At 71.3% G+C, this 21,039-nt stretch carries 19 protein-coding genes and 2 tRNA genes; 11 read left to right on the top strand and 10 right to left on the bottom strand.

What is annotated here, in order from left to right; translation table 11 throughout:
- Positions 1-22: 22 nt before the first annotated feature.
- On the bottom strand, positions 23-982 hold the full coding sequence (locus FCN22_RS14765; protein WP_238384754.1) for an acyl-CoA thioesterase: 960 nt from the start codon (positions 980-982) through the stop codon (positions 23-25).
- 37 nt (positions 983-1,019) lie between these two features.
- On the opposite strand from FCN22_RS14765, the gene FCN22_RS14760 reads away from it, so the two are divergent.
- Complete coding sequence (locus FCN22_RS14760; protein WP_137122326.1) at positions 1,020-1,496, top strand: acyl-CoA thioesterase; 477 nt, start codon at positions 1,020-1,022, stop codon at positions 1,494-1,496.
- Positions 1,493-2,128 carry a DUF8185 domain-containing protein gene (locus tag FCN22_RS14755; RefSeq protein ID WP_137122325.1) on the top strand — a complete coding sequence of 212 codons (636 nt, stop codon included), beginning with the start codon at positions 1,493-1,495 and terminating at the stop codon, positions 2,126-2,128. The genes FCN22_RS14760 and FCN22_RS14755 overlap by 4 nt, the downstream gene beginning before the upstream one ends.
- Positions 2,129-2,195: 67 nt before the next feature.
- On the opposite strand, the gene FCN22_RS14750 is transcribed toward FCN22_RS14755, so the two are convergent.
- Entirely contained in the window at positions 2,196-3,113 is a 918-nt protein-coding gene (locus FCN22_RS14750) for a pseudouridine synthase (protein WP_137122324.1), read from the bottom strand.
- Between the two features lie 22 nt (positions 3,114-3,135).
- On the bottom strand, positions 3,136-3,522 hold the full coding sequence (locus FCN22_RS14745; RefSeq protein WP_137122323.1) for a MerR family transcriptional regulator: 387 nt from the start codon (positions 3,520-3,522) through the stop codon (positions 3,136-3,138).
- A gap of 58 nt (positions 3,523-3,580) precedes the next feature.
- Between FCN22_RS14745 and FCN22_RS14740 the strand changes: the two genes are divergently transcribed.
- The gene (locus tag FCN22_RS14740; protein ID WP_137122322.1) at positions 3,581-4,627 is read left to right on the top strand and encodes an MFS transporter; all 1,047 of its coding nucleotides are present in this window, start codon (positions 3,581-3,583) and stop codon (positions 4,625-4,627) included.
- On the opposite strand, the gene FCN22_RS14735 is transcribed toward FCN22_RS14740, so the two are convergent.
- Together FCN22_RS14735 and FCN22_RS14730 are read right to left on the bottom strand one after the other, a co-directional pair.
- A complete protein-coding gene (locus tag FCN22_RS14735; RefSeq protein WP_373681325.1) occupies positions 4,551-6,317 on the bottom strand; it encodes a glycoside hydrolase family 13 protein in 1,767 nt (588 codons plus the stop codon). The two genes, FCN22_RS14740 and FCN22_RS14735, sit on opposite strands and share 77 nt — an antisense overlap.
- A gap of 131 nt (positions 6,318-6,448) precedes the next feature.
- Positions 6,449-6,832 (bottom strand): globin, encoded by a 384-nt coding sequence (locus FCN22_RS14730; RefSeq protein ID WP_238384753.1) that lies wholly within the window; start codon positions 6,830-6,832, stop codon positions 6,449-6,451.
- 130 nt (positions 6,833-6,962) lie between these two features.
- Between FCN22_RS14730 and FCN22_RS14725 the strand changes: the two genes are divergently transcribed.
- Both FCN22_RS14725 and FCN22_RS14720 read left to right on the top strand, forming a co-directional pair.
- The gene (locus FCN22_RS14725) at positions 6,963-7,940 is read left to right on the top strand and encodes a cytochrome c oxidase assembly protein (protein ID WP_238384757.1); all 978 of its coding nucleotides are present in this window, start codon (positions 6,963-6,965) and stop codon (positions 7,938-7,940) included.
- A gap of 34 nt (positions 7,941-7,974) precedes the next feature.
- Positions 7,975-8,781, top strand: a complete 807-nt coding sequence (locus FCN22_RS14720; RefSeq protein WP_162308220.1) for an SCO family protein — start codon at positions 7,975-7,977, stop codon at positions 8,779-8,781.
- A gap of 24 nt (positions 8,782-8,805) precedes the next feature.
- Here the strand turns inward: FCN22_RS14720 and FCN22_RS14715 are convergent, their stop codons facing one another.
- Genes FCN22_RS14715 through FCN22_RS14705 form a run of 3 tightly spaced genes read right to left on the bottom strand, consistent with a single transcriptional unit; the run spans position 8,806 to position 12,465 of the window.
- On the bottom strand, positions 8,806-10,896 hold the full coding sequence (locus FCN22_RS14715; RefSeq protein ID WP_137122318.1) for a chloride channel protein: 2,091 nt from the start codon (positions 10,894-10,896) through the stop codon (positions 8,806-8,808).
- Positions 10,893-11,462 (bottom strand): MarR family transcriptional regulator, encoded by a 570-nt coding sequence (locus tag FCN22_RS14710; protein WP_137122317.1) that lies wholly within the window; start codon positions 11,460-11,462, stop codon positions 10,893-10,895. The genes FCN22_RS14715 and FCN22_RS14710 overlap by 4 nt, the downstream gene beginning before the upstream one ends.
- 55 nt (positions 11,463-11,517) lie before the next feature.
- The gene (locus tag FCN22_RS14705; protein WP_137122316.1) at positions 11,518-12,465 is read right to left on the bottom strand and encodes a mechanosensitive ion channel family protein; all 948 of its coding nucleotides are present in this window, start codon (positions 12,463-12,465) and stop codon (positions 11,518-11,520) included.
- Positions 12,466-12,560: 95 nt separating this feature from the next.
- On the opposite strand from FCN22_RS14705, the gene malQ reads away from it, so the two are divergent.
- Both malQ and ddaH read left to right on the top strand, forming a co-directional pair.
- Positions 12,561-14,678 carry a 4-alpha-glucanotransferase gene (gene malQ, locus FCN22_RS14700; protein WP_137122315.1) on the top strand — a complete coding sequence of 706 codons (2,118 nt, stop codon included), beginning with the start codon at positions 12,561-12,563 and terminating at the stop codon, positions 14,676-14,678.
- A gap of 60 nt (positions 14,679-14,738) precedes the next feature.
- On the top strand, positions 14,739-15,551 hold the full coding sequence (gene ddaH / locus FCN22_RS14695) for a dimethylargininase (RefSeq protein ID WP_238384752.1): 813 nt from the start codon (positions 14,739-14,741) through the stop codon (positions 15,549-15,551).
- A 72-nt stretch (positions 15,552-15,623) separates the two neighbouring features.
- Here ddaH and pepN read toward each other — a convergent pair whose 3' ends face one another.
- Positions 15,624-18,179, bottom strand: coding sequence for an aminopeptidase N (pepN, locus tag FCN22_RS14690; protein ID WP_137122314.1), 2,556 nt, complete (start codon positions 18,177-18,179; stop codon positions 15,624-15,626).
- Positions 18,180-18,283: 104 nt separating this feature from the next.
- On the opposite strand from pepN, the gene FCN22_RS14685 reads away from it, so the two are divergent.
- The 3 genes from FCN22_RS14685 (at position 18,284) to FCN22_RS14675 (ending at position 20,649) form a co-directional block, all read left to right on the top strand.
- Positions 18,284-18,952: a mycothiol-dependent nitroreductase Rv2466c family protein gene (locus FCN22_RS14685; protein ID WP_202911601.1), complete on the top strand. Its 669-nt coding sequence runs from the start codon at positions 18,284-18,286 to the stop codon at positions 18,950-18,952.
- A 37-nt stretch (positions 18,953-18,989) separates the two neighbouring features.
- Positions 18,990-19,463, top strand: a complete 474-nt coding sequence (locus tag FCN22_RS14680) for a ribose-5-phosphate isomerase (protein WP_137122366.1) — start codon at positions 18,990-18,992, stop codon at positions 19,461-19,463.
- Positions 19,464-19,548: 85 nt separating this feature from the next.
- A complete protein-coding gene (locus tag FCN22_RS14675) occupies positions 19,549-20,649 on the top strand; it encodes a PP2C family protein-serine/threonine phosphatase (RefSeq protein WP_137122313.1) in 1,101 nt (366 codons plus the stop codon).
- Positions 20,650-20,701: 52 nt separating this feature from the next.
- Here FCN22_RS14675 and FCN22_RS14670 read toward each other — a convergent pair.
- A tRNA-Gly gene (locus FCN22_RS14670) sits at positions 20,702-20,775 on the bottom strand.
- 109 nt (positions 20,776-20,884) lie between these two features.
- On the opposite strand from FCN22_RS14670, the gene FCN22_RS14665 reads away from it, so the two are divergent.
- Positions 20,885-20,961: transfer RNA gene (locus FCN22_RS14665), tRNA-Pro, on the top strand.
- Positions 20,962-21,039 lie beyond the last annotated feature (78 nt).

Below are 21,039 nucleotides of genomic sequence, written 5' to 3'. Positions count from 1 at the left end.
CACGGCCCCACCGCGCCGTGGCTCAGAACTCCTTCAGCCGGACCATGCCCTCCTGCGCCACCGTGGCCATCAGGCTGCCGTCCTGGCCGAACATGCGGCCCACGGCGAGACCGCGGCCGCCGGAGGCCGAGGGCGAGTCCTGGGTGTAGAGCACCCAGTCGTCGGCACGCGGGGCGCGGTGGAACCACATCGCGTGGTCCAGGCTGGCCGGCCGCAGCCGAGGATCGGACCAGGCGATGCCGTGGCGGCGCAGCACCGGCTCCAGCAGCGAGTAGTCGGAGCAGTAGGCGAGCACCGCGGCGTGCAGCAGCGGGTCGTCGGGCATCGCCCGGGCGGCCTTGAGCCACACGCTCTGCCGGGACGCGCGCTGCTTGCCGGGGGTGACGTAGAGCGCGCCCTCGACGTGGCGCAGGTCGATCGCCTGGCGGTTGGACCAGTGCTCGGCGACGGGGTGCTCGATGCCCTCGAGCTCCTGCGCGGTGGTCGGCAGCTTCTCCGGGTCGGGCGCTGCGGGCATCGGGTCCTGGTGGTCCAACCCTCCCGCCTGCTCCTGGAAGGAGGTGATCATCGACAGGATCGCCTTGCCGTGCTGGATGGCGTGCACCCGCCGCGCCGAGAACGACCGGCCGTCACGCATCCGCTCGACCGCGAAGCGGATCGGGTGGTTCGAGTCGCCAGGACGCAGGAAGTAGCCGTGCAGTGAGTGGATCCGCCGGGGCCCGTCCCCGTCGTCCACTGCTTGCATCGTGCGGCCGGCGGCGATGATCGACTGCGCCAGCACCTGACCGCCGAAGGCCCGGCCGTGCGGCTGCGGCTGGCTGCGACCGATGAAGATGTCGGCGGCGGAGTCGGCGAGGTCGGACTCGGGGTCGTCCGGCGCGTCGATGCTGATCCGGGCCGAGCCGGCCCGGGTCAGGTCGAGCACGTCGAGCAGGTCGTCGAACGGGTCGAGCTCGGCCTGGTTCTGGTCGTCGGTGGTCACTCCGGAGACGATATCGACCGGCTGCCATGATGTCGTCATGAGCCATGACGCCGGAACCGCTCACCCCTACGCCGTCAAGGTCCCGCTGCGGTGGTCCGACCAGGACGCCTACGGGCACGTCAACAACGTGCAGTTCCTCCGGCTCCTCGAGGACGCCCGCGTGATCGGGTTCGAGGAGTGGTTCGGGGTGGAGCGCTCGATGCTCAACGAGGGGGTGCTGGTCGCCCGCCACGAGATCGAGTACCTGGCGCCGCTCGACTTCCGCTCCGCGCCCGTGGCCGTGGCCATGTGGGCCACGAAGCTCAGCGGCGCCAGCTTCGACCTCGGCTACGAGGTGCGCGACCCCGAGGAGGTGGGCACCGGGCTGTATGCACGGGCCGAGACGACGCTCGTCGCCTACAACTTCGCGACCGCGAGCCCACGGCGACTGCGTCCCGACGAGCGCCAGATCCTGCAGCGATATGCGGGTGACCCGGTCGGCTTCCGGTGGCGGGGACGGGCGACGCGCGCATGACGGAGCTGCACTTCGCCGACGCCGAGACGCTGGACGACCTGGCGACCTTCGTGGCCCGGGCCCGGTCGGCCGATGCCGACGCCGCCATCCGCCTGCAGGCCGCTGGTATGTCGCTCGCTGCCTACGTCGGGGTGCTCCCCGGGCGTGGGTTGCTGGCTGAGGGAGCGGTGATCGGGCTGCGCGTCATGCCGTTGGCCGTGGCCGCGGACCTGGACACGACGGTGCCGCTGTCGGGCATCACCGACCGGCTCGCTCGGCGCGATGGCAAGGGAGGCGCCACGCTGCCGGTGCCTCCGACGACGGTCCATGCCGGTTGGGCCGCGGTCGCCCCGCCGCGCTCTGGTTGGGAGCTCTTGGGCACGGTCCCGACGGAGGACCTCAAGGCCGTTGCACTGCAAGGGATCCAGGAGATCGCGGAGGGTGCGCCCGAGGGCTCGGGCAGCCGGGCGGTGGCCGGCCTGCGCAGGGCCGTGTGGGATCGCGAGGCCCCGACCAGGCCGCCGGTCGTCTCGGGGGCGGCCTTCGCGGCCCATGTCCTCGGCTTCCTCACCTCGGCACCCGTGGCGCAGGTCTTCGGCAACGAACGGTGGCTCCGGCTGTCGACTCCGGCCGGTCATGTCCTGGTCCGCTGACAGCATCACCCACCCCTTTCGCTAGTTGCGGCGAGAAGGCGTCAAATAGTGCGCCTTCTCGCAGCAACTAGCGAGAGTCGGGGGAGGATCGGGGCGGCGCGAGTCGACGTCGGGTGGTGAAGTCCCGGGGCCGGCCGGTCAGGGGATCGGTGAACGAGATCCGGTGAGCGAGCAACCGCAACGGGTGGCGGAGGTCGTCGGGCTCCTCGGGGAGCAGGTTGGGGTAGAGGCGGTCGCCGACGATGCCGATCCCGAGTGAGCCGAGGTGGGCTCGCAACTGGTGCATCTTGCCTGTTCGTGGTCGCAGCCGGTAGAGCGCGTGCTCGCCGCGCCGCTCGACGAGCTCGACCCGGGTCTCCGCGTTGGCCGCGCCCGGCTCCTCGCGGACCCGCAGGTGGGTGCGCGAGGAGACCAGGCGGCTGCGCACCGTGACGGGCAGCCGCAGGTCAGGGTCGAACGGCGCGATCGCGTGGTACTCCTTGCGCACCTCCCGGCGCTCGAAGAGCCGCTGGTAGGCGCCGCGGGTCGACGGATCGACCGAGAAGAGGAGCACTCCCGCGGTGGCCCGGTCGAGCCGGTGGATGGGCACCAGCGAAGGCAGGTCCAGCGCGACCCGCAGGCGCACGAGTGCCGACTCCACGACATACCGGCCGCCTGGGGTGGTGGGCAGGAAGTGCGGCTTGTCGGCGACCAGGAGGTGCGCGTCGCGGTGCAGCACGTCGACCTCGACCGGGATGCGTGTTTCGGCCGGCAGGTCGCGGTAGTACCAGATGAAGTCGTGGTCACCGAGTGGCGTGCCGGCAGAAAGAGGCTCGCCTGTGCGCCCGACCACCTCGTGCCGATCGAAGCGCGACCGGAGATCCTCCGGGTCGAGGTGGGCGAACCGCTGCTGCACATACGCCAGGACCGTCGGCCACGGCCCGGACTCCGGCAGCCGCAACCGGGTGGCGTTGACGCCGTCGCGGATCGGCAGCGGTGACCTCATGGCCACCGGTGGCCCCCGCGGCTCATCGGCCGGCGCTCCCCGGGAGCAGCGCAGCGTGTTCGGTGTGGGACAGGTAGTCGCGGACCGTGTCGCGGCTGCGCGTCAGGCAGGCGATGCGGGCGTCGAGCGCCTCGAGTTCGCCGGCCAGGACCTCGGCGAAGTCGCGCGTGCACCGCTTCGTCCACCCGCTGGCCACGGGGTCCTCCATCTCCAGGACGATCCGGATGAGTCGCGTGGGCAACCCGGACCGGATCAGGTCCCGGACCATCGTGACCCGATCCACGTCATCCTCCGTGAACGCGCGGTACCCGTTGCCGGACCGTTGCGGGGCGAGCAGTCCCTGGTCCTCGTAGTAGCGCAGCATCCGGGCCGGAACGCCCGTGCGGGCGGACAGGGTGCCGATCTTCATCGCGTGCCTCCCTTTGGCGCTTGACCTTCACACTGATGTCAGACTTTACCGTGCTGGCATGAACGATCGCAGCCCGATACCGGCCCTGCTCGCCCTGGCCTTCGCCACCTTCACGACCGTCACGGCGGAGATGATCCCGGCGGGCCTGTTGCCGGGCATGACCCGTGAGTTCGAGGTCTCCCCGGCCAGGATCGGGCTGCTCGTGTCGGTGTGGGCGTTCACCGTGGCCGCGACCAGCCTGGTCCTCGTCCGGCTGACCGCTCGGATCGAGCAACGGACCCTGATGATCGCGGCGCTGGCGCTGCTGGCCGCCGCCAACGTGGCGACGGCGACGGCTCCGACCTACGCCATCGCCCTGGTGTCGCGGGTGGGAGCCGCAGCGGTGCACGGGCTCTTCTGGTCGATCGTGATGGCCTACACCTCGCGCCTCGTCGCACCGAGCCAGCTCGGCAGAGCCGCGGCGGTGGTGCTCGCGGGCCCGACCATCGCGGGGGTGGTGGGGATCCCGCTGGGCACCATGGCCGGAAACGCCATCGACTGGCGGGTGACGTTCTGGGCCGTGGCCGGCCTGATGGGCCTGACCGGCGTGACGCTGTGGCGACTGCTGCCACGGGTTCCTGTGGCCGGTCGAGAGGGCGGGAGGCCGGGTGGCTGGGACGCGAGCGCCCGCCCAGTGCTCCTTCTGGCCCTCGTCGGGGCGACCGTGCTGGTGGGCCACTTCGTGCTCTACACCTACATCGCGCCGGTGCTGACGGGACTGGGTGGCTTCGCGACCTCGTCGGTGGGTCCGGTGCTGCTCCTCTACGGCCTCGGCGGGGTGGCCGGGGTCGGTGTCGCGGGCACGGTGGCCGACCGCTGGCCGGGGCGGTCACTGGCATGGACGGTCGCCGTGTTCGTCGCGAGCACGGCCGGTGTCGCCCTGATCGGTCGCGACCGGGTGATCGGCATCGTCGCGATCGTGTTGTGGGGCACGGCGATCGCGGTGCTGCCGGTGTTGGTGCAGACGATGCCCGGCGCGCCCAACGCACTCACTCCGCGGGACGGAGCCAGACTGCCGTGTCGGTGGGTAGCTGCCCATCCGCCGTCGCCGGCCCGCTCGCGATGAGCACCTCCCAGCCCTCCGGGACCGGCACCGCGCCGACGCCGAGGTTGACGAGTACCTGGACGGAAGCCCGGCCGTCCGCCGCGTTGACCAGTGCGACGACGTCGTCGCCGTAGCCGTCGATCCGCGACAGCGACCCGGACCCGAGGCGCAGGTCACGACGGGCAGCCAGCAGTGCGCGGTACAGCTCGAGCGTCGAGCCGGCCACTCCCCGTTGGCGATCCACGGCCAGTGAGCCGTAGATCTCCGGCTGGGGGAGCCAGGTGCGGTCGCTCGGGCCGAACCCGTATGACGGTGCGTCACCCTCCCAGGGCATCGGCACCCGGCAGCCGTCCCGCCCACGCTCCTCGTGGCCCGACCGCTCCCACGTCGGGTCCTGCCGGGCCTCCTCCGGCATGTCCGTCGAGTCGGGCAGCCCGAGCTCCTCGCCCTGGTAGAGGTAGGCCGATCCCGGCAGCGCGAGCATCAGCGTCGTGGCCGCGCGGGCGCGCTGCAGGCCCAGGGCTGCGTCGGGCTGCGGGTCACCGATCCCGATCCCGTTCGGTCGCCTCTCGCCGACGGGGAGGCCGAGTCTGGATGCGTGGCGCACGACGTCGTGGTTGGACAGCACCCAGGTCGTCGGCGCGCCGACCGCATCACCTGCCGCGAGGGAGTCCTCGATGCTCTCGAGCAGATCCGAGGCTCGCCACGGGGCTTGCAGGAAGTCGAAGTTGAACGCCTGGTGCATCTCATCCGCCCGGACATAACGGGCCGCCCGCTCGGGTGAGTCCACCCAGGCCTCGGCGCAGAGCACGCGGTCGTGTGCCGGATCGTGGCCCGGGGTGTCGACCGGGTTGTAGGAGTTCAGCACCCGGCGCCATTCGCGATAGACCTCGTGAACGCCGTCCTGGTCCCACATCGGCGGGTGCTTGCCGCCGTGGTCGTGATCCACACCGTCGGCGTCGCCGAGCATGTGCAGCGGTTCATCCCAGTCGGGCAGCCCCTCCGCCTTGATCAGACCGTGCGCGACGTCGACCCGGAAGCCGTCGACGCCCCGGTCGAGCCAGTAGCGCAGGATGCTCTCGAACTCGGCTCGGACCTCCGGGTTCTCCCAGTTGAAGTCGGGCTGCTTGGGATCGAAGAGGTGGAGGTACCACTGACCGTCGGCGACCCGGGTCCAGGCCGGCCCGCCGAAGACGCTCTCCCAGTTGTTGGGTGGCTGGGCGCCGTCGTCGCCGAGGCCGTCGCGGAACACGTAGCGCTCCCGCTCCAGGCTGCCGGGACCGGTCGACAACGCGGACTGGAACCACGCGTGCTCGTCGGAGGAGTGGTTGGGGACGAGATCCACGATGACTCGCAGACACAGGCCGTGGGCGGCCTCGATCAGGGCGTCGACGTCGGCGAGCTTGCCGAAGATCGGGTCGATGTCGCGATAGTCGGCCACGTCGTAGCCCGCGTCGGCCTGCGGCGAGGTGTAGAAGGGCGACAGCCAGATGGCGTCCACCCCGAGGTCGCGCAGGTAGGGCAGCCGGACCGTGATGCCGGGCAGGTCGCCGACGCCGTCACCGTCCGAGTCGGCCCACGAGCGCGGGTAGATCTGGTAGATCACCGCGTGGCGCCACCAGGCGGAGTCGTCGTCGGCACGGTGCAGCCGGACGCCGGCAGCCGGCGCCAGGATGCGCCCGAGGGCATCAGTGGTCTCAGCAGTGGTCACGGGCAGCCATTGTGGTTGGCCGTCCCCCGAATCGCGAAACCGGCACATTCCCTCACCCTCGGAACCGGGTGGGGCAGGACGTCCGGGTGGCCGCGATCTGGGGACAAGGGTCCTCCCACGGCGGGTGCCGCTCAGTCGTCGGGGGCGTTGACCAGCGAGTGCGCGGCGCGGTCGAGGTAGTCGCGCAGGACCAGGTCGTTGGCCGGCGGCAGCTCGAGCGTGTCGACCGCGGCCAGCATGTGCGCCAGCCACCGGTCCCGCTGGGTCGGCGTGACCTGGTAGGGCACGTGCCGCATCCGCAGCCGGGGGTGGCCGCGCTGTTCGGAGTATGTCGTGGGCCCGCCCCAGTACTGCTCGAAGAACATCCGGAGCCGCACCTCGGCCGGCCCGAGGTCCTCCTCCGGGTAGATGGCGCGCAGCTCGGGGTCGCCGGCCACGCCGAGGTAGAACTCGTGTACCAGCTTGACGAACGTCTCGTGCCCGCCGACCTGCTCGTAGAACGTCTCTCCCGTCACGGCGCCAGTCTCGCAGGGGCGGCCACGCGGCACGGGCGGCCCCCCGGCGCGAGGCCCCAGGTAGTGGTGGGAACCTGTCGGTGATGTCCGCACCTGCCTCCACCGGCCGCGGGAACGACCTCCCGTGAACATGCCGGGCCCCGGCCACATGTCTGGTCCGATGTGGCAGCCGACCGCGCCGCCCGACCTCGGCCGATTGGTGGCCTGGCACCCACAACCGGTGCCCGTGCTGCCCCTGCTCTGCCTGCTCGGGGCCCTGCTCTACGGATGGGCGGTCTGGCGGTTGCGCCGCAGGGGCGACGACTGGCCGATCGGTCGCACGGTGAGCTGGACCGTCGGGCTGTTGCTCGTCGTCGGCGTGACCGGCACCGGCGTGGGCGGCTACTCGATGGCGTTGTTCAGCGTGCACATGCTGCAGCACATGGTGCTGAGCATGCTCGCGCCGATCCCGCTGCTCATGGGGGCGCCGATCACGCTGGCCCTGCGGGCACTTCCCTCCGGCCGGGGCCGGCGGGGTGCGCCCCGTCGGGTGCTGCTCGCGCTGCTGCACAGCCGCTTCGCGCGGGTGCTGAGCTCGCCGGTCGTGGCGGTCAGCCTGTTCCTGCTCAGCCTTTACGGGCTCTACTTCACGCCGGTGTTCGACTGGGCCATGAGCGGGTTCGTCGGGCACACGGCGATGCTGATCCACTTCGTCGCGGTCGGCATGCTGCTGTTCTGGGGGCTGCTCGAGGTGGACCCGGTGCCGCACCCGATGCGGCCCCCCTTCCGCATCGTCGAACTGTTCGTCACCGCGCCCTTCCACGCGTTCTTCGGGATCGCGTTCATGACGAGCAAGGACGAGGTGGCCGGCTACTTCGCCCACCCGATGGCGTCGTGGCACCTCGGGGCGCTGGCCGACCAGCGGGTCGGGGGAGCGATCGCGTGGGCCTTCTCGGAGGTCCCGACCCTGCTGGTGGTGATCGTCGTCGTGGTGCTCTGGGCCCGCAGCAGCGACCGGGAGGCGAGGCGCGTGGACCGCAGGGCGGACCGCGACGGTGACCAGGAACGGAACGCCTACAACGCGTGGCTGGCGGGCCTCGGCCAGCCCCACCGACAGGGGCACGCATGAGACGTGGGCAGGCCCGTCATACCGTGGATCCGTTGTGAACTCACCCCACCGCGCCCCAGGCACCGCCGTCCTCGCGGTCGCTGCCGGGTGCCTGCTCGCCAGTTGTTCCAGTGCGGGCGCGAGCCCGTCCGCGACGCCGGGCACGACCGGGCCCACCGCGCCCGGCCACAACGTCGGCACCCAGGTCGACGTGCCACTCACCGGGGCGTTGCAGCACCTGCAGCTGCGCGACTCCACCGGTCGCCAGCGCTCCCTGGGCGACTTCCGCGGCAAGGTGCTCGTGCTCGCACCCGGTATGACGTTGTGCCAGGACAGCTGCCCGATCGACACCGCCGGGCTGGTCGCCACGGCCCGACAGGTGGACCGCGCCGGCCTGCGGGACAAGGTCGAGTTCGTCACGGTCACCGTCGACCCCCGCCGCGACACGCCCGCGCAGCTGGCGGCCTACCGCAAGCTCTTCAAGCCCGCGCCCGCCAACTGGCTGACCCTGACGGGGAGCCAGCACGACGTGATGGCCTTGTGGCACACGCTCGGGGTCTACGTGAAGAAGGTCAAGGGCGACCAGCAGCCCCCGCCGAAGAACTGGCGCACCGGCCAGCCGCTCCGCTACGACGTCGACCACTCCGACGAGGTCTTCTTCTTCGACGCCCACCAGCACGACCGGTTCGTCCTCGAGGGGATGCCGCACGTCAACCACTCGGCGAAGGTGCCGGCGTCCCTGCTCGCCTTCATGGGCAAGCAGGGTCGCGCCAACGTCGCGCACCCGATGGGACCCGTCTGGACCGTCCCGCAGGCCGTGCACGTCGTCAGCTGGCTGACGGGCGAACGCATCCCCATCTGAGCACGCTGCCCGGGCTCGGGTGGTTCAGGACTGTCCCGGGTCGGTGGCGGTGGTGCGGTGCGCACTCACGGCGGGCCCGTCGAAGAGCGAGCGGAGGTCGTCGGCGTGCCCGGGCCGGGCGAGCACGGTCACCTGGTCCCCGACCTCGAGGTGCACGGCCCCGAGCCCGAGGAGCATCGCGTCGGCGCGTCGAACCGCCACCACGATCACACCTTCGGGAAGGACCCGCTCGTCCAGCCGGTGGGCAACCAGGCTCGAGCCGGGACCCACCTGCACGTCCAGGATGCCGGCGTTGGACGCCACCCGGTTCATCCGTCTCGCGTCGGCGCGCAGGGCCTGGTGGTAGGCACGGACGATGTCGCTGAAGGCCAGGATGCCGCGGACCTTGCGGGAGTCGTCGAGCACCGTGAGCCAGTGCGTCGTGGCCGGCAGCGCGTCGATCGCCGCGTCCAGGGTCGCGCCCACGGACGTCGACGGAGCGGTCGCGTCGACCCGGTGACCCAGGGAGTCGTCCGGATGCTGCTGCGCCGGGCCCCGCAGCTCCTGCAGCCGGACGGTCCCGACGAAGTGCTCCTCGGCGTCGATCACCGGCGCGCCGCGAAGCTGTCGTTGCTCCAACCGGGTGACGGCGTCGCGCAGCAGGTCGTCCTCGCGGAGCACCAGGCGCGGGCGGGCCATGGCCTCTGCCACGGGCACCCGGCCGAGCATGGGCAGCCCGAGCTTCAACCGGGCTGCCGCGGCCTCCTCCCGGTTGCTCAGCTGCGAGCGATAGATCGTCTGGTCGAAGTGGCGGACGATGAGGTAGGCCAGGCCCACGGCCACCATGGCGGGCGCCAGGATGGTGAGACTCCCTGTCATCTCGGCGACCATGAGCATGATGGCCAGCGGCGCTCGTGCGATGCTGCCGAAGCAAGCCATCATGCCGACGATCACGAAGGGTGCGGGGCTGTGGGGAACCCCGGGGGCGAAGGCCTCGAGCAGCCGCCACACCGCGGCGCCGGTAAAGGCGCCGATGACCATGCCCGGGCCGAAGATGCCTCCCGACCCGCCGGATCCGATGGACAGGGCGGTCGACAGGATCCGGGCGAAGGGCAGCAGCAGGATGATCCAGAGCGGGATCCCGAGCAGCCCGTCGCGGGTCAGGGAGGTCTGCACCCATCCGTAGCCGGTGCCCAGGACCTGGGGGATGGCGAGGGCGAGCAGTCCCACGGACAGACCGCCCACGGTCGGCTTGAGGATGGTGTTGCCCGGCAGCCGTTTGAACAGGCCGGATATCCCGTAGAACGCCTTGCTGTAGACCAGTCCGACCAGTCCGGCGACGACACCGATGACGGCGAACCAGGCGAGCTGGACCGGCTGGTTGAACTCGTAGCCGGCCGCGGCATACCCGAACATCGGGGAGAAGGTCTCGAGCAGCCCGAAGACCGAGTACCCCACGATCGACGTGACCAGTCCGGGCACGAGCGCCTCGACCTCGAAGTCGTCCTTGTAGACGATGTCGGCCGCGAGCACGGCACCTCCCAGCGGCGCACCGAAGATCGCGCCGATGCCGGAACCGATGCCCACCGAGACCGCGATGCGGCCCTCCTCCGGCGAGAGGTCGAGCGTGCGTGCCAGCAGGGAGCCGAAGCCTGCCGAGATCTGTGCGGTCGGGCCCTCTCGCCCACCGGAGCCGCCCGAGCCGATGGTGATGGCCGAGGCGACCAGCTTGACGATGACCGCACGGGTCCGGATCATCCGCGGGTTGCGGTGCACCGCGTCGATCGCCGCATTGGTGCCGTGTCCCTCGGCCTCGGGCGCGAGCCAGGTGACCAGCAGGCCGGAGAGCAAACCACCGAGGGCGACGACGAGCGGAACCGCCCACCAGCGCGTGAAGTGACCCGAACTCGATCGCCCGCCCTCGGACGACGGCAGCGGAACCGCGTAACCGCCGATGCCCTCCAGCAGCAGGTGACCCGCTGCCTGGAGCGCCAGGTAGAACACGACCGCGCCCAGACCGGCGATCACCCCGATGACCGTGCCGAGGACGACCCACTTCTTCAGGTAGCTGCTGCGCCTCACCCAGCCACCGGCGGCCGCCCCGACCGAGCGCAGCCGCACCTGGACGAGGGTCATCGTCCGGCGTTCCCGTCGGGCCGGCGCTGCTTCGCCGATGGTGCCTGCCGTGACGGCCGGGTGCGGTCGCTGGCGTGGGCCGCCTGGACGAGCAGCCCGAGAGCGTGCGCGAGCTCGGCCTGCGCGTCCGCCGGGATCGCCGTCAGCAGGTGTCCGACCTCGCGGGTGCGCCGCTGGGTGCTCTGCTCGATGAGGGCACGGCCCTCGGGTCGCAGGGTGAGCCTGACCTGGCGTCGGTTGGTCCGGTCCGCCACCCGGTCGACCAGCTTCTTGGTCACCAGCCGGTCGCACATCCGCGTGGCTGTCGACGGGACCACGCCGAGCGCCTCGGCGAGGTGGGACACGGTCATCGTGTCGTGCATGTCGAGCAGCACCAGGGCCCGGAACTGCGGCATGGTGACCTCCGGCTCCAGCCCGGCCAGGGCGCCGGCCGCCACCGCCACGAACACCCGGTTTGCGGCCAGCACCGCGTCGACCACCTCGGCCTGGCCGGCCAGGACGCTGGCGGCGTCGTCGTCGGCCAGCTCCGCGGCGACGGACTCCGGAGGCGAGGGGGGTTCACTCACGACTCGAGCATAGTGCAACTTTTGCATGGTGCACGAGTCGCCGCGCGGCCCGGGATCAGGTGGACCGCGAGGCGTCACCGTACGGGCCGAGCAGCTGGGGCCCCCGGATGCCGGCACGGTCGAGGGCGACCTTGACCCGCTCGCGGATCTCCCGCACCACGCCCCACTGCTGGTTGGGTGCGCACTTGGCGAAGACCCGCAGCGTCATCGTGCCGCCGGACACCGACTCGACCCCGGCGGGCGTGGGTTCTTCGAGCAGCTTTCCCTGGAACGCCTCGTCGTCCTGCAGGCCGTGCACCGTCTCGCGGATCACCGACATCACGTGCTCGACGTCCTCGTCGTAGGCGACCGGGATGTCGACGATGCCGGTCGACCAGCCCTGCGAGATGTTGCCGATGCGGATGATCTCGCCGTTGCGGATGTACCAGACCACGCCGCTGGAGTCGCGCAGCCGCGTCACCCGCAAGGTGACGTCCTCGACCGTGCCGGTCGCCTCACCGGTGTCGACGATGTCACCGACGCCGTACTGGTCCTCGACGATCATGAACAGGCCCGACAGGAAGTCCTTGACGAGCGCCTGCGCGCCGAATCCGAGTGCCACGCCGCCGATCCCGGCCGAGGCGAGCAAAGGTCCGAGGGGCACGCCGAGCTCGGCCATCACGGTCAGCAGCGCGATGGTGAAGATGACGAACGTCGTGACGCTGCGCAGCAGGCCGCCCATCGTGGCCGCACGCTGGCGGTGGCGCTCCCGGTTGAACCCGGCCGCCTCCTCCAGGAGGCGTATGCCGCGTAGTGACCCGAGGCGCGCGGTGCGGTCCTCACGGGCGGCCGCGCGGTCGATCGAGGTCTGCACCACCCGTCGGATGGCGCGGTGGATCAGCCAGCGCAGGATGACCGCGCCCACGATGACCCCGACGATCACCAGGGGAGCGCCCGTGATCTGCTCCCACACCTCCCGAGAGGTGACGGAGGCGAGCTGGGGGACCGAGCCGGCATACGTCATACAGGGCATTGTGGCGAACGGGTGCGCCGATCGCGGGGACCCCCCGCGTGAGAGGCTACGGCCCGTAGCCCCCGTCACCCGGAAAGGGACGTGCTGTGCCGACCACCGCACCCTCGCCAGCTCTCGTCGAGCTGGCCCGCGTCCACGGCGTTGCCACCGAGTACTGGAGCTGGCAGGGCGAGCACGTCCTCGTCAGCGCCGCGACCATCGTGGCGGTCCTGGCCGCGCTCGGGGTCGACGCCAGCGACCACGACAGGGCAGCCAAACGCCTTGCCGAACACCGCGACTCGGAATGGCGCCGGGTGTTGCCGCAGACCGTCGTGACCCGCGTGGGCGTGCCGCGGCAGGTGGCCGTCCACGTGCCGCACGGGTCGCGCGTCGAGGCCTCGGTCGAGCTCGAGGACGGTGGCGTGCGGCTCATCGCGCCGGTCGACCGCTGGGTCGAACCCCGCACCGTCGCGGGCGTCCTGACCGGTGAGGCCACCGTCGAGCTGCCGGGCGACCTGCCGCTGGGGTGGCACGTCCTGCGGGTGGAGACCGACGGCGGCCCCTCGAGCACCACGCTCGTGGTGACGCCGCAGCGCCTCGAGCTGCCCAAAGCCGTGCAGCGCGACCGGGTCTGGGGCGTGATGACCCAGCTCTACTCCGTGCGCTCCCGTCGGTCCTGGGGCATCGGGGACCTCGCCGACCTTGCCGACCTCGGCGCGTGGGCCGCCGGCCACGGCGCCGACTTCGTGCTGGTCAACCCGCTGCACGCAGCCGAGCCGATCGCTCCCATGGAGGCGTCGCCCTACCTGCCGACCACGCGACGCTTCGTCAACCCGATGTATCTGCGGGTCGAGGACGTGCCCGAGGTCGCCTACCTGTCCGCCGCCGAACGCCAGCTGGTCGAGTGGCACGGCGACGACGCGCGTCGGCTCTCCGAGCAGGACGCGATCGACCGGGACGCCGCGTGGGCGGCCAAGCTGCCGGCGCTGCGCATCGTCTTCCGCCAGCCCCGGACGGCCCGGCGCGAGCGTGCCTTCGAGTCGTTCCGCGCCCGGGAGGGACAGGGACTGGTCGACTTCGCGACGTGGTGCGCGCTCGCCGGCGAGCACGGCCTGCCGTGGACCGCGTGGCCCGCGGAGCTGCAGGACCCCCGGAGTCCCGCAGTGGTTGCCGCGCGCGACCGGCTGCCCGAGGAGGTCGAGTTCCACTGCTGGCTGCAGTGGATCGTCTCGGAGCAGCTGGCCGCGGCCCAGCGCGAGGTCGGGGACGCCGGGATGTCGGTGGGGGTGGTCCACGACCTCGCCGTCGGCGTGCACCCCCAGGGCGCGGACGCCTGGGCGCTCGGCGACGCCCTCGCGACCACCGTCAACGTCGGCGCGCCCCCCGACCAGTACAACCAGCTCGGCCAGGACTGGAGCCAACCGCCCTGGCGGCCGGACCGGCTCGCGGAGCTGGGCTACGCGCCATACCGGGAGATGCTGCGGACCGTGCTGCGCGACGCCGGCGGCCTGCGGGTGGACCACATCATCGGACTGTTCCGCCTCTGGTGGGTGCCGAAGGGGCGTTCGGCTGACGAGGGCACCTACGTGCGCTACGACCACGAGGCCCTGGTGGGCATCCTCGCGCTCGAGGCGCATCGTGCGGGCGCACTGGTCGTGGGGGAGGACCTCGGCGTGGTCGAGCCGTGGGTGCGCGACTACCTCACCGAGCGGGGGATCCTCGGCACGTCGATCCTGTGGTTCGAGAAGAACGCCGGGGGTGCACCGCTGCGGCCCGAGTCCTACCGCGAGCTGTGCCTCTCGACGGTGACGACGCACGACCTGCCGCCCACGGCCGGCTACCTCGACGGGGTGCACATCGACCTGCGAGCAGAGCTGGACCTGCTGACCCGGCCGGTCGAGGAGGAGCGGATCGAGGACGAGGCGGCGCGCGAGCGGGTGCTGCAGATGCTGCGCGACCGGGGTCTGCTGCGGGCCGGAGCCGACCTGCCCGCCCAGGTCGAGGCGCTGCACCGCTTCCTCACCTGGACCCCGAGCCGGCTGCTCGGGGTCTCGGTGGCCGACCTCGCGGGTGACCGGCGCACGATCAACCAGCCGGGCACCGACAAGGAGTACCCCAACTGGCGGCTGCCGCTGGCCGGCCCCGACGGGCAGCTCGTCCCGCTCGAGGAGCTGGTGGACTCGGCCTGGGCGCGGCGCCTCGCCCGCAGCCTGGGCGGCCGCTGAGCCGGACGAGCCGGCCCCGTGGGGACACGCGTTTTGACCGGGTGCTGCCAGACTCGGCCCGTGACCAAAACATTGCTCCCCGACGCCCGGCGCGGCCGGGTGCTGGTCCGGCGACCCGGCCCTCACCTGGCCCGAGGTCTGCTCACCCACCTGGAGCGCCGCCCGGTCGACGCCGACCTCGCGCTCGCCCAGTGGCACGCCTACGTGGCCGCGTTCCAGGAGCACGGCTGGCCCACCATCGAGGTCGACCCGGCCGACGACTGCCCCGACGCGACCTTCGTCGAGGACACGATGGTGGTCTTCGGCGACCTGGCCGTGATCGCCCGGCCGGGTGCACCGGAACGCCGGCCCGAGACCGACGGCGCCGAGCTCGCCGTCGCGTCCCTCGGCTACCGCATCGCGCGGATCACGGCGCCCGGCACGCTCGATGGCGGGGACGTGCTCAAGCTGGGTTCGACGATGTACGTCGGCTCGGGCCAGCGCACCAATGTCGAGGGGATCCGTCAGCTCGCCGACATCGTCGCGCCCGAGGGCGTCGAGGTCGTCGCGGTGCCCATCTCGCAGGTGCTGCACCTGAAGAGCGCGGTGACTGCCCTCCCGGACGGCACGCTGCTCGCCTACCTGCCGGGCCTCGACCGACCCGACCTGTTGCCGGAGCTCACCCCGGTGCCCGAGCGGCACGGCTGGCGGGCGATCCTGCTGGGTGGCGACAAGCTGCTCATGTCCACCAGCGCGCCCCGGACCGCGCAGCTGATCGCCGACCGCGGCTTCGAACCGGTCCAGGTCGACGTCAGCGAGCTCGAGAAGCTCGAGGCGAGCGTGACGTGCCTGTCGGTCCGGCTCCGAGAGCCGCTCACGGCCCCGTCGAGGTGAGTGGACGCCACGGACGAGCGGGTATGACGGTGGGCCGGCAGATCTGCCGGCCCACCGCCATACCCGGGTGGCTCAGCCGCGACGGGCGTCGCACTCCTGCGCCACGAGCGCCCGGCTGACGTCGTCGCGGGCCTCGGCCAGCGTCCGGCGCAGGCCGGAGCTCGCATCGGGGTGGGCGTCGAGCCAGGCCTGTGACGCGTCCCGCAGCTCGGCGCTGGCCAGAGACGTCGGGTAGAAGTAGGTCACGATGCCCTCGGCGATCGCGTGGGTGCGTGACGCCCAGACCTCCTCGAGGGCGGCGTGGTACTTCTCGACGTAGGGGCGCAGCAGGGCCGCGTCGTGCACCCGCCGGAACCCGAACGCGAGCGCGCTGATCATCTGGTTGGGCAACCCGTCCTGCTCGATCGCCTGGGCCCAGGCGTCGGCCTTGGCGTCCGGCGTGGGGCGGGCGGCGAGGGCCCGTGCGGCCCGCTCGCGTCCGGTCGCGGTGTCATCGCGCTCGCGCTCGGCCTCGATCTCGGCGGCGTCGGCGGCGCCCGCGGCCGCGAGGCTGGTCAGCAGCGTCCAGCGCATCTCGGTGTCCACCGCGAGGCCGTCGAGCACCGTGCTGCCCTCGAGCAGAGCGCGGACGTGTGCGACGTCCTCGTCCGCACGGGAGTAGAAGGCGAACGCCGACGTGAGCTGCAGCTGGGCGTCGCTGCCGGGCTCGGCCGCCGCCATCAGCGCCCGCAGCCGCGAGGTGACCATGGCCAGCGTTGCCTCGCGGTGGTCGCGGGCGACGTACTGCATCGCGGTCACCTGCAACTGCCCCAACAGGGTGCGCAGCAGGGTCGAGTCACTCTCGCCGGGCAGGGTCTGCAGGACCATCTCGATGAAGTCGCGGCCCGGCAGCTCCGCGTCGCGCGTCATGTCCCACGCTGCCCCCAGCACCAGGGCCCGCGGCAGGCTCTGCGTGAAGCCGCGGGGGTGGGTCACCGCGGTGGCGAGTGACCGCTCGTCGAGACGGATCTTGGCGTAGGCGAGGTCGTCGTCGTTGACGAGCAGGAGGTCGGGCTGGGCGAGCCCGACGAGCTCCTTGACCTCGGTGCGTTCGCCGGCGACGTCGAGCTCGAACCGGTCGGTGCGCACCAGCTGGTTGCCCTGCAGGGAGTAGAGCCCGACGGCCAGACGGTGCGGGCGCAGCGTCGGGAAGTCGGGCGCCGCCGTCTGCCTGATCGCCGCCGCGGTGATGGTGCCCTCCCCGTCGACCTCGACCTCCGGGCGCAACGTGTTGACGCCCGCGGTCTCGAGCCACTGCTGCGACCAGGCGGACAGGTCCCGCCCCGACGTCTGTTCCAGCTCCCCGAGCAGGTCGGCGAGGGTGGTGTTGCCCCACGCGTGCTTGGCGAAGTAGGCCCGCAGCCCGGCCACGAACGGCTCGCGGCCGACATACGCGACGAGCTGCTTGAGGACCGAGGCACCCTTGGCATAGGTGATGCCGTCGAAGTTGACCTCGACGTCCTCGAGGTCGCGGATCGGCGCGACGATCGGGTGGGTCGAGGACAGCTGGTCCTGGTTGTAGGCCCACGCCTTCTCGGACGTGCCGAACGTGGTCCAGGCCGTCTCCCACTGGGTGGCCTCCGACTGGGCGGTCGTCGAGGCCCACTCGGCGAACGACTCGTTGAGCCACAGGTCGTTCCACCACTGCATCGTGACCAGGTTGCCGAACCACATGTGTGCCAGCTCGTGCAGGATCGTCAGCGCCCGGCGCTCGATCATCGCGTCGGGCACCTTGGCCCGGAAGACGTAGATCTCGTTGAGCGTCACGGCTCCGGCGTTCTCCATCGCGCCCATGTTGTATTCGGGGGTGAAGATCTGGTCGTACTTCGCAAACGGGTAGTCGACGTCGAACTCGCTCTCGAAGAACGCGAATCCTCGCTTGGTGCAGTCGAACACGTTGGGCGCGTCAAGGTGCGGCGTCAGCGACCGTCGGCAGAACAGCCCCATGGAGACCGGCCCCTTGCGCGTCTGCACCTCGTCCCGGATGACGTCGTAGGGCCCGGCAATCAGGGCGGTGATGTATGACGAGATGCGCGGGGTCGGCTCGAAGGTCCATGTCGCGTCGTCGGAACCCTCGACCGGCGTGGGGGAGGGGGTCGGCTGGCCCGAGATGACCTGCCAGTGGCCGGGAGCCGTGACCGTGAAGGCGAACTCGGCCTTGAGGTCGGGCTGCTCGAAGACCGCGAACATCCGGCGGGAGTCGGCGACCTCGAACTGCGTGTAGAGGTAGACCTCGTCGTCGACCGGGTCGACGAAGCGGTGCAGCCCCTCTCCAGTGTTCATGTAGACGCCGGTCGCGTCGATCGTCAGTTCGTTGTGGCTGCGCAGGTTCGGCAGCGTGACGCGGGCGCCGTCGAGGTGAGCGCCCGGGTCGAGCTGCTCGCCGTTGAGCACGATCTCCTGCACCGAGTCGGCGATCAGGTCGATGAACGTGTCCGCGCCCTCGCCGGTCGCGTCGAAGGTGACCTTCGTGGTGGTGCGGAAGGTCTTCGGACCCGTCGTGAGGTCGAGGGACACGTCATACGAGGCGACGGAGACCAGGGCGGCACGCTCCTGGGCCTCGACGCGGGTGAGGTTCTTGCCGGACACAGGTCATCTCCGTGGACGGGGGGCAGAGCGTGGACCCGGCCATGATGGCACGCGGGGCCCCGCCCGCCTCACCCCTTTCCCCCGGCGTCCCGACGACTGGCAAGATGGATCGGGTGACCACTTCTGACACCCGCCCCGCCCAGTCCTCCCCCCGCAGTCAGGCCGAGATGTGGTTCGACCCCGCCTGCCCGTGGGCCTGGATGACATCGCGCTGGCTGATGGAGGTCGAGAAGGTCCGCGACATGGACGTGACCTGGTCGGTCATGAGCCTGTCGGTGCTCAACGAGGGCCGTGACCTTCCGGCCGACTACCGCGACATGCTCGACCGCTCCTGGGGCCCGGTCCGGGTCATCATCGCGGCCGCCCGCAAGCATGGCGCCGAGGTCATCAAGCCGTTGTATGACGCGATGGGCACCCGCATCCACTACCGCAAGATCGACGACCGCGCGGTGGTGATCGCCGAGTCACTGGCGGAGTGCGACCTGCCCGCCGAGCTGGCGCGGTTCGCCGACACCGACGAGGTGGACGAGCAGTTGCGGGCCAGCCACCAGCGCGCGATCGACCTGGTCGGCGACGAGGTCGGGACCCCGGTGATCTCGGTCGAGGGGGTGGCCTTCTTCGGGCCTGTCGTCTCGCCGGCGCCGACGGGCGAGGCCGCCGGGCGGCTCTGGGACGGCTGCCTGCTCGTGGCCGGCACCGACGGCTTCTTCGAGCTCAAGCGCACCCGCACCGTGGGGCCCATCTTCCCGATCCACGACGGCCCCCACTCCTGACCCGCACCCGGCAGCCCACCAGGAAGGCAGGCACATGATGCGTGTCCACATCGGCGGTGACCACGCGGCATACGAGCTGCAACGAGCGCTCGTGTCGTTCCTGACCGACGAGGGTCACGAGGTGGTCGACCACGGGCCGGCGGAGCTGGACCCCGAGGACGACTATCCGGTGTGTGTGTTGCGCGCCGCCACCGCCGTGGCAGGGGATCCCGGGTCGCGCGGGATCGTGCTCGGTGGCTCGGGGAACGGCGAGCAGATGGCTGCCAACAAGGTGGCCGGTATCCGCGCCGCGCTGTGCTACAACACCGAGCTGGCCAGCCTCGCCCGGCAGCACAACGACGCGCAGGTGATCTCCATCGGCGGCCGGATGAACACGGTGGAGGAGGCCACGGCGATGGTGCGTGTCTTCCTCACGACACCGTTCAGCGGCGAGGAACGACACCGGCGGCGGATCGAGATGGTCTCGCGCTACGAGGTGGACGGGGCGCTCCCTGGCGAACCGGCCACGTGAGAGGGTCAACGCCGGGATACTGGACGGTAAGAAGTGGGTAAAGCGGCGTCCTTCTGCGGCGCCACGTGGCTAGCCTGACTTTGTGATGACACAGTTGGAGGTGGTAGCGGCGCGCCCAATGACGTTCGGGACCCGCCAGCGCGTCGTCTCGCGCCTCCGACGCCACGAGCACGTCTGGATCTCGACCACTCTCGTGCTCATCGCGCTCGCCGCGACCTGGGGGATCACGCGGTGGCCCGCGGTGGTGCCCTGGTCGTCGTTCGTGCCGCTCGCGGTGGTGGCGGGCCTGTTCCTGCCGCTGGGGATGATCCGCGGGGTCTACCTGGTCCTGGTCGCCTGCTTCACCGTCGCGGCGGTGCTGAAGTTGCACGACAAGGAGAGCCTGTGGGGCTCGATGGTCATCCTGCTCGTGGTGATGGCGTTGATGGTCACCGTCGCGAGGAGCCGCGCGCGGCTCGGCGTCCAGGGGTCGCTGGGGGAGTCGATGCTGGTGGACCTGCGCGACCGGCTGCAGGCGCACGGCGAGCTGCCCGACCTGCCGACGGGCTGGTATGCCGAGAGCTCGGTCATGCCTGCGCACGGAGACTCCTTCTCGGGAGACTTCGTGGTCGCCAACCGCACCCGCGACAACCGGCTCGAGGTCGCCCTGGTCGATGTGTCGGGCAAGGGGGTCGGCGCCGGGACCCGCTCACTGCTGCTGTCGGGTGCCTTTGCTGGCCTGCTCGGCGCGATGGCCCCCACCGAGTTCCTGCCCGCGGCCAACGACTACCTGCTGCGGCAGCGCTGGCACGAGGGGTTCGCCACCGCGATCCACTTCGCCGTGGAGCTCGACACCGGCGACTACTGCATCGGCAGCGCCGGTCACCCCCAGGCGGTGCGCTACCACGTCGGCTCGGGCCGATGGGACGTCGTCGACGAGGGCCGGGGGCCGGTGCTCGGCGTCATGGAGACCTCGGCGTTCCCGCGGGTCATGGGTCGGATGGAACGTGGCGACGCGCTGCTGCTCTACACCGACGGTGTCATCGAGCGGCGTGACCTGGACCTGTCCATCGGGGTCGACCGGATGCTCGGCGCGGCCGAGCGGCAGATCGCCCGAGGTTTCGAAGGAGCCGCCCACCGGATCTGCGCGACGTCGGCGGCCGGGGAGGACGATGACCGCGCGGTCATCATGATCTGGCGCCGCTGACGAGGAGCCCGGTCTCGTCCAGCTCCAGGTCGGCGGTGACGCGGTGGAGCGGTGGAGCGGGTGACGAGAATCGAACTCGCGTAGCCAGTTTGGAAGACTGGGGCTCTACCATTGAGCTACACCCGCGTGCGGCACCGCCGTGGGGGCCGGGCCTGCGAGGGGTTAGCCTAGTGCCGCTCTCGCGAGTTCCCGAAATCGCCCCCGCACGGGGGCGCTCGGCTCCGCGGGGCCACCACGGGCTGTGGCGTAGTTTGGTAGCGCGCTTCGTTTGGGACGAAGAGATCGCAGGTTCAAATCCTGTCAGCCCGACCAGTGCGATGTCTCGCGACACCGTTGACAGGTGTCGCGAGACATCGTTGCATTCAGGGTCTTGTTTTGCGAGGGCCTGGT

This window comes from Segeticoccus rhizosphaerae (assembly GCF_005222685.1).
Classification (GTDB): Bacteria; Actinomycetota; Actinomycetes; order Actinomycetales; family Dermatophilaceae; genus Segeticoccus; species Segeticoccus rhizosphaerae.
The sequence above is the reverse complement of the archived record's forward strand: the minus strand, read 5'-3'. Positions and strand labels throughout refer to the sequence as shown.

What these genes read in the sequence shown, in the direction of transcription:
- FCN22_RS14675 (WP_137122313.1), top strand. Translation starts at nt 19,549, where the DNA reads ATGACACAGTTGGAGGTGGTAGCGGCGCGCCCAATGACGTTCGGGACC.
- FCN22_RS14745 (WP_137122323.1), bottom strand. Translation starts at nt 3,522, where the DNA reads ATGAAGATCGGCACCCTGTCCGCCCGCACGGGCGTTCCGGCCCGGATG.
- FCN22_RS14715 (WP_137122318.1), bottom strand. Translation starts at nt 10,896, where the DNA reads ATGACCCTCGTCCAGGTGCGGCTGCGCTCGGTCGGGGCGGCCGCCGGT.
- FCN22_RS14740 (WP_137122322.1), top strand. Translation starts at nt 3,581, where the DNA reads ATGAACGATCGCAGCCCGATACCGGCCCTGCTCGCCCTGGCCTTCGCC.
- FCN22_RS14760 (WP_137122326.1), top strand. Translation starts at nt 1,020, where the DNA reads ATGAGCCATGACGCCGGAACCGCTCACCCCTACGCCGTCAAGGTCCCG.
- FCN22_RS14680 (WP_137122366.1), top strand. Translation starts at nt 18,990, where the DNA reads ATGCGTGTCCACATCGGCGGTGACCACGCGGCATACGAGCTGCAACGA.
- FCN22_RS14685 (WP_202911601.1), top strand. Translation starts at nt 18,284, where the DNA reads ATGGATCGGGTGACCACTTCTGACACCCGCCCCGCCCAGTCCTCCCCC.
- FCN22_RS14705 (WP_137122316.1), bottom strand. Translation starts at nt 12,465, where the DNA reads ATGACGTATGCCGGCTCGGTCCCCCAGCTCGCCTCCGTCACCTCTCGG.
- FCN22_RS14750 (WP_137122324.1), bottom strand. Translation starts at nt 3,113, where the DNA reads ATGAGGTCACCGCTGCCGATCCGCGACGGCGTCAACGCCACCCGGTTG.
- FCN22_RS14725 (WP_238384757.1), top strand. Translation starts at nt 6,963, where the DNA reads ATGCCGGGCCCCGGCCACATGTCTGGTCCGATGTGGCAGCCGACCGCG.
- FCN22_RS14755 (WP_137122325.1), top strand. Translation starts at nt 1,493, where the DNA reads ATGACGGAGCTGCACTTCGCCGACGCCGAGACGCTGGACGACCTGGCG.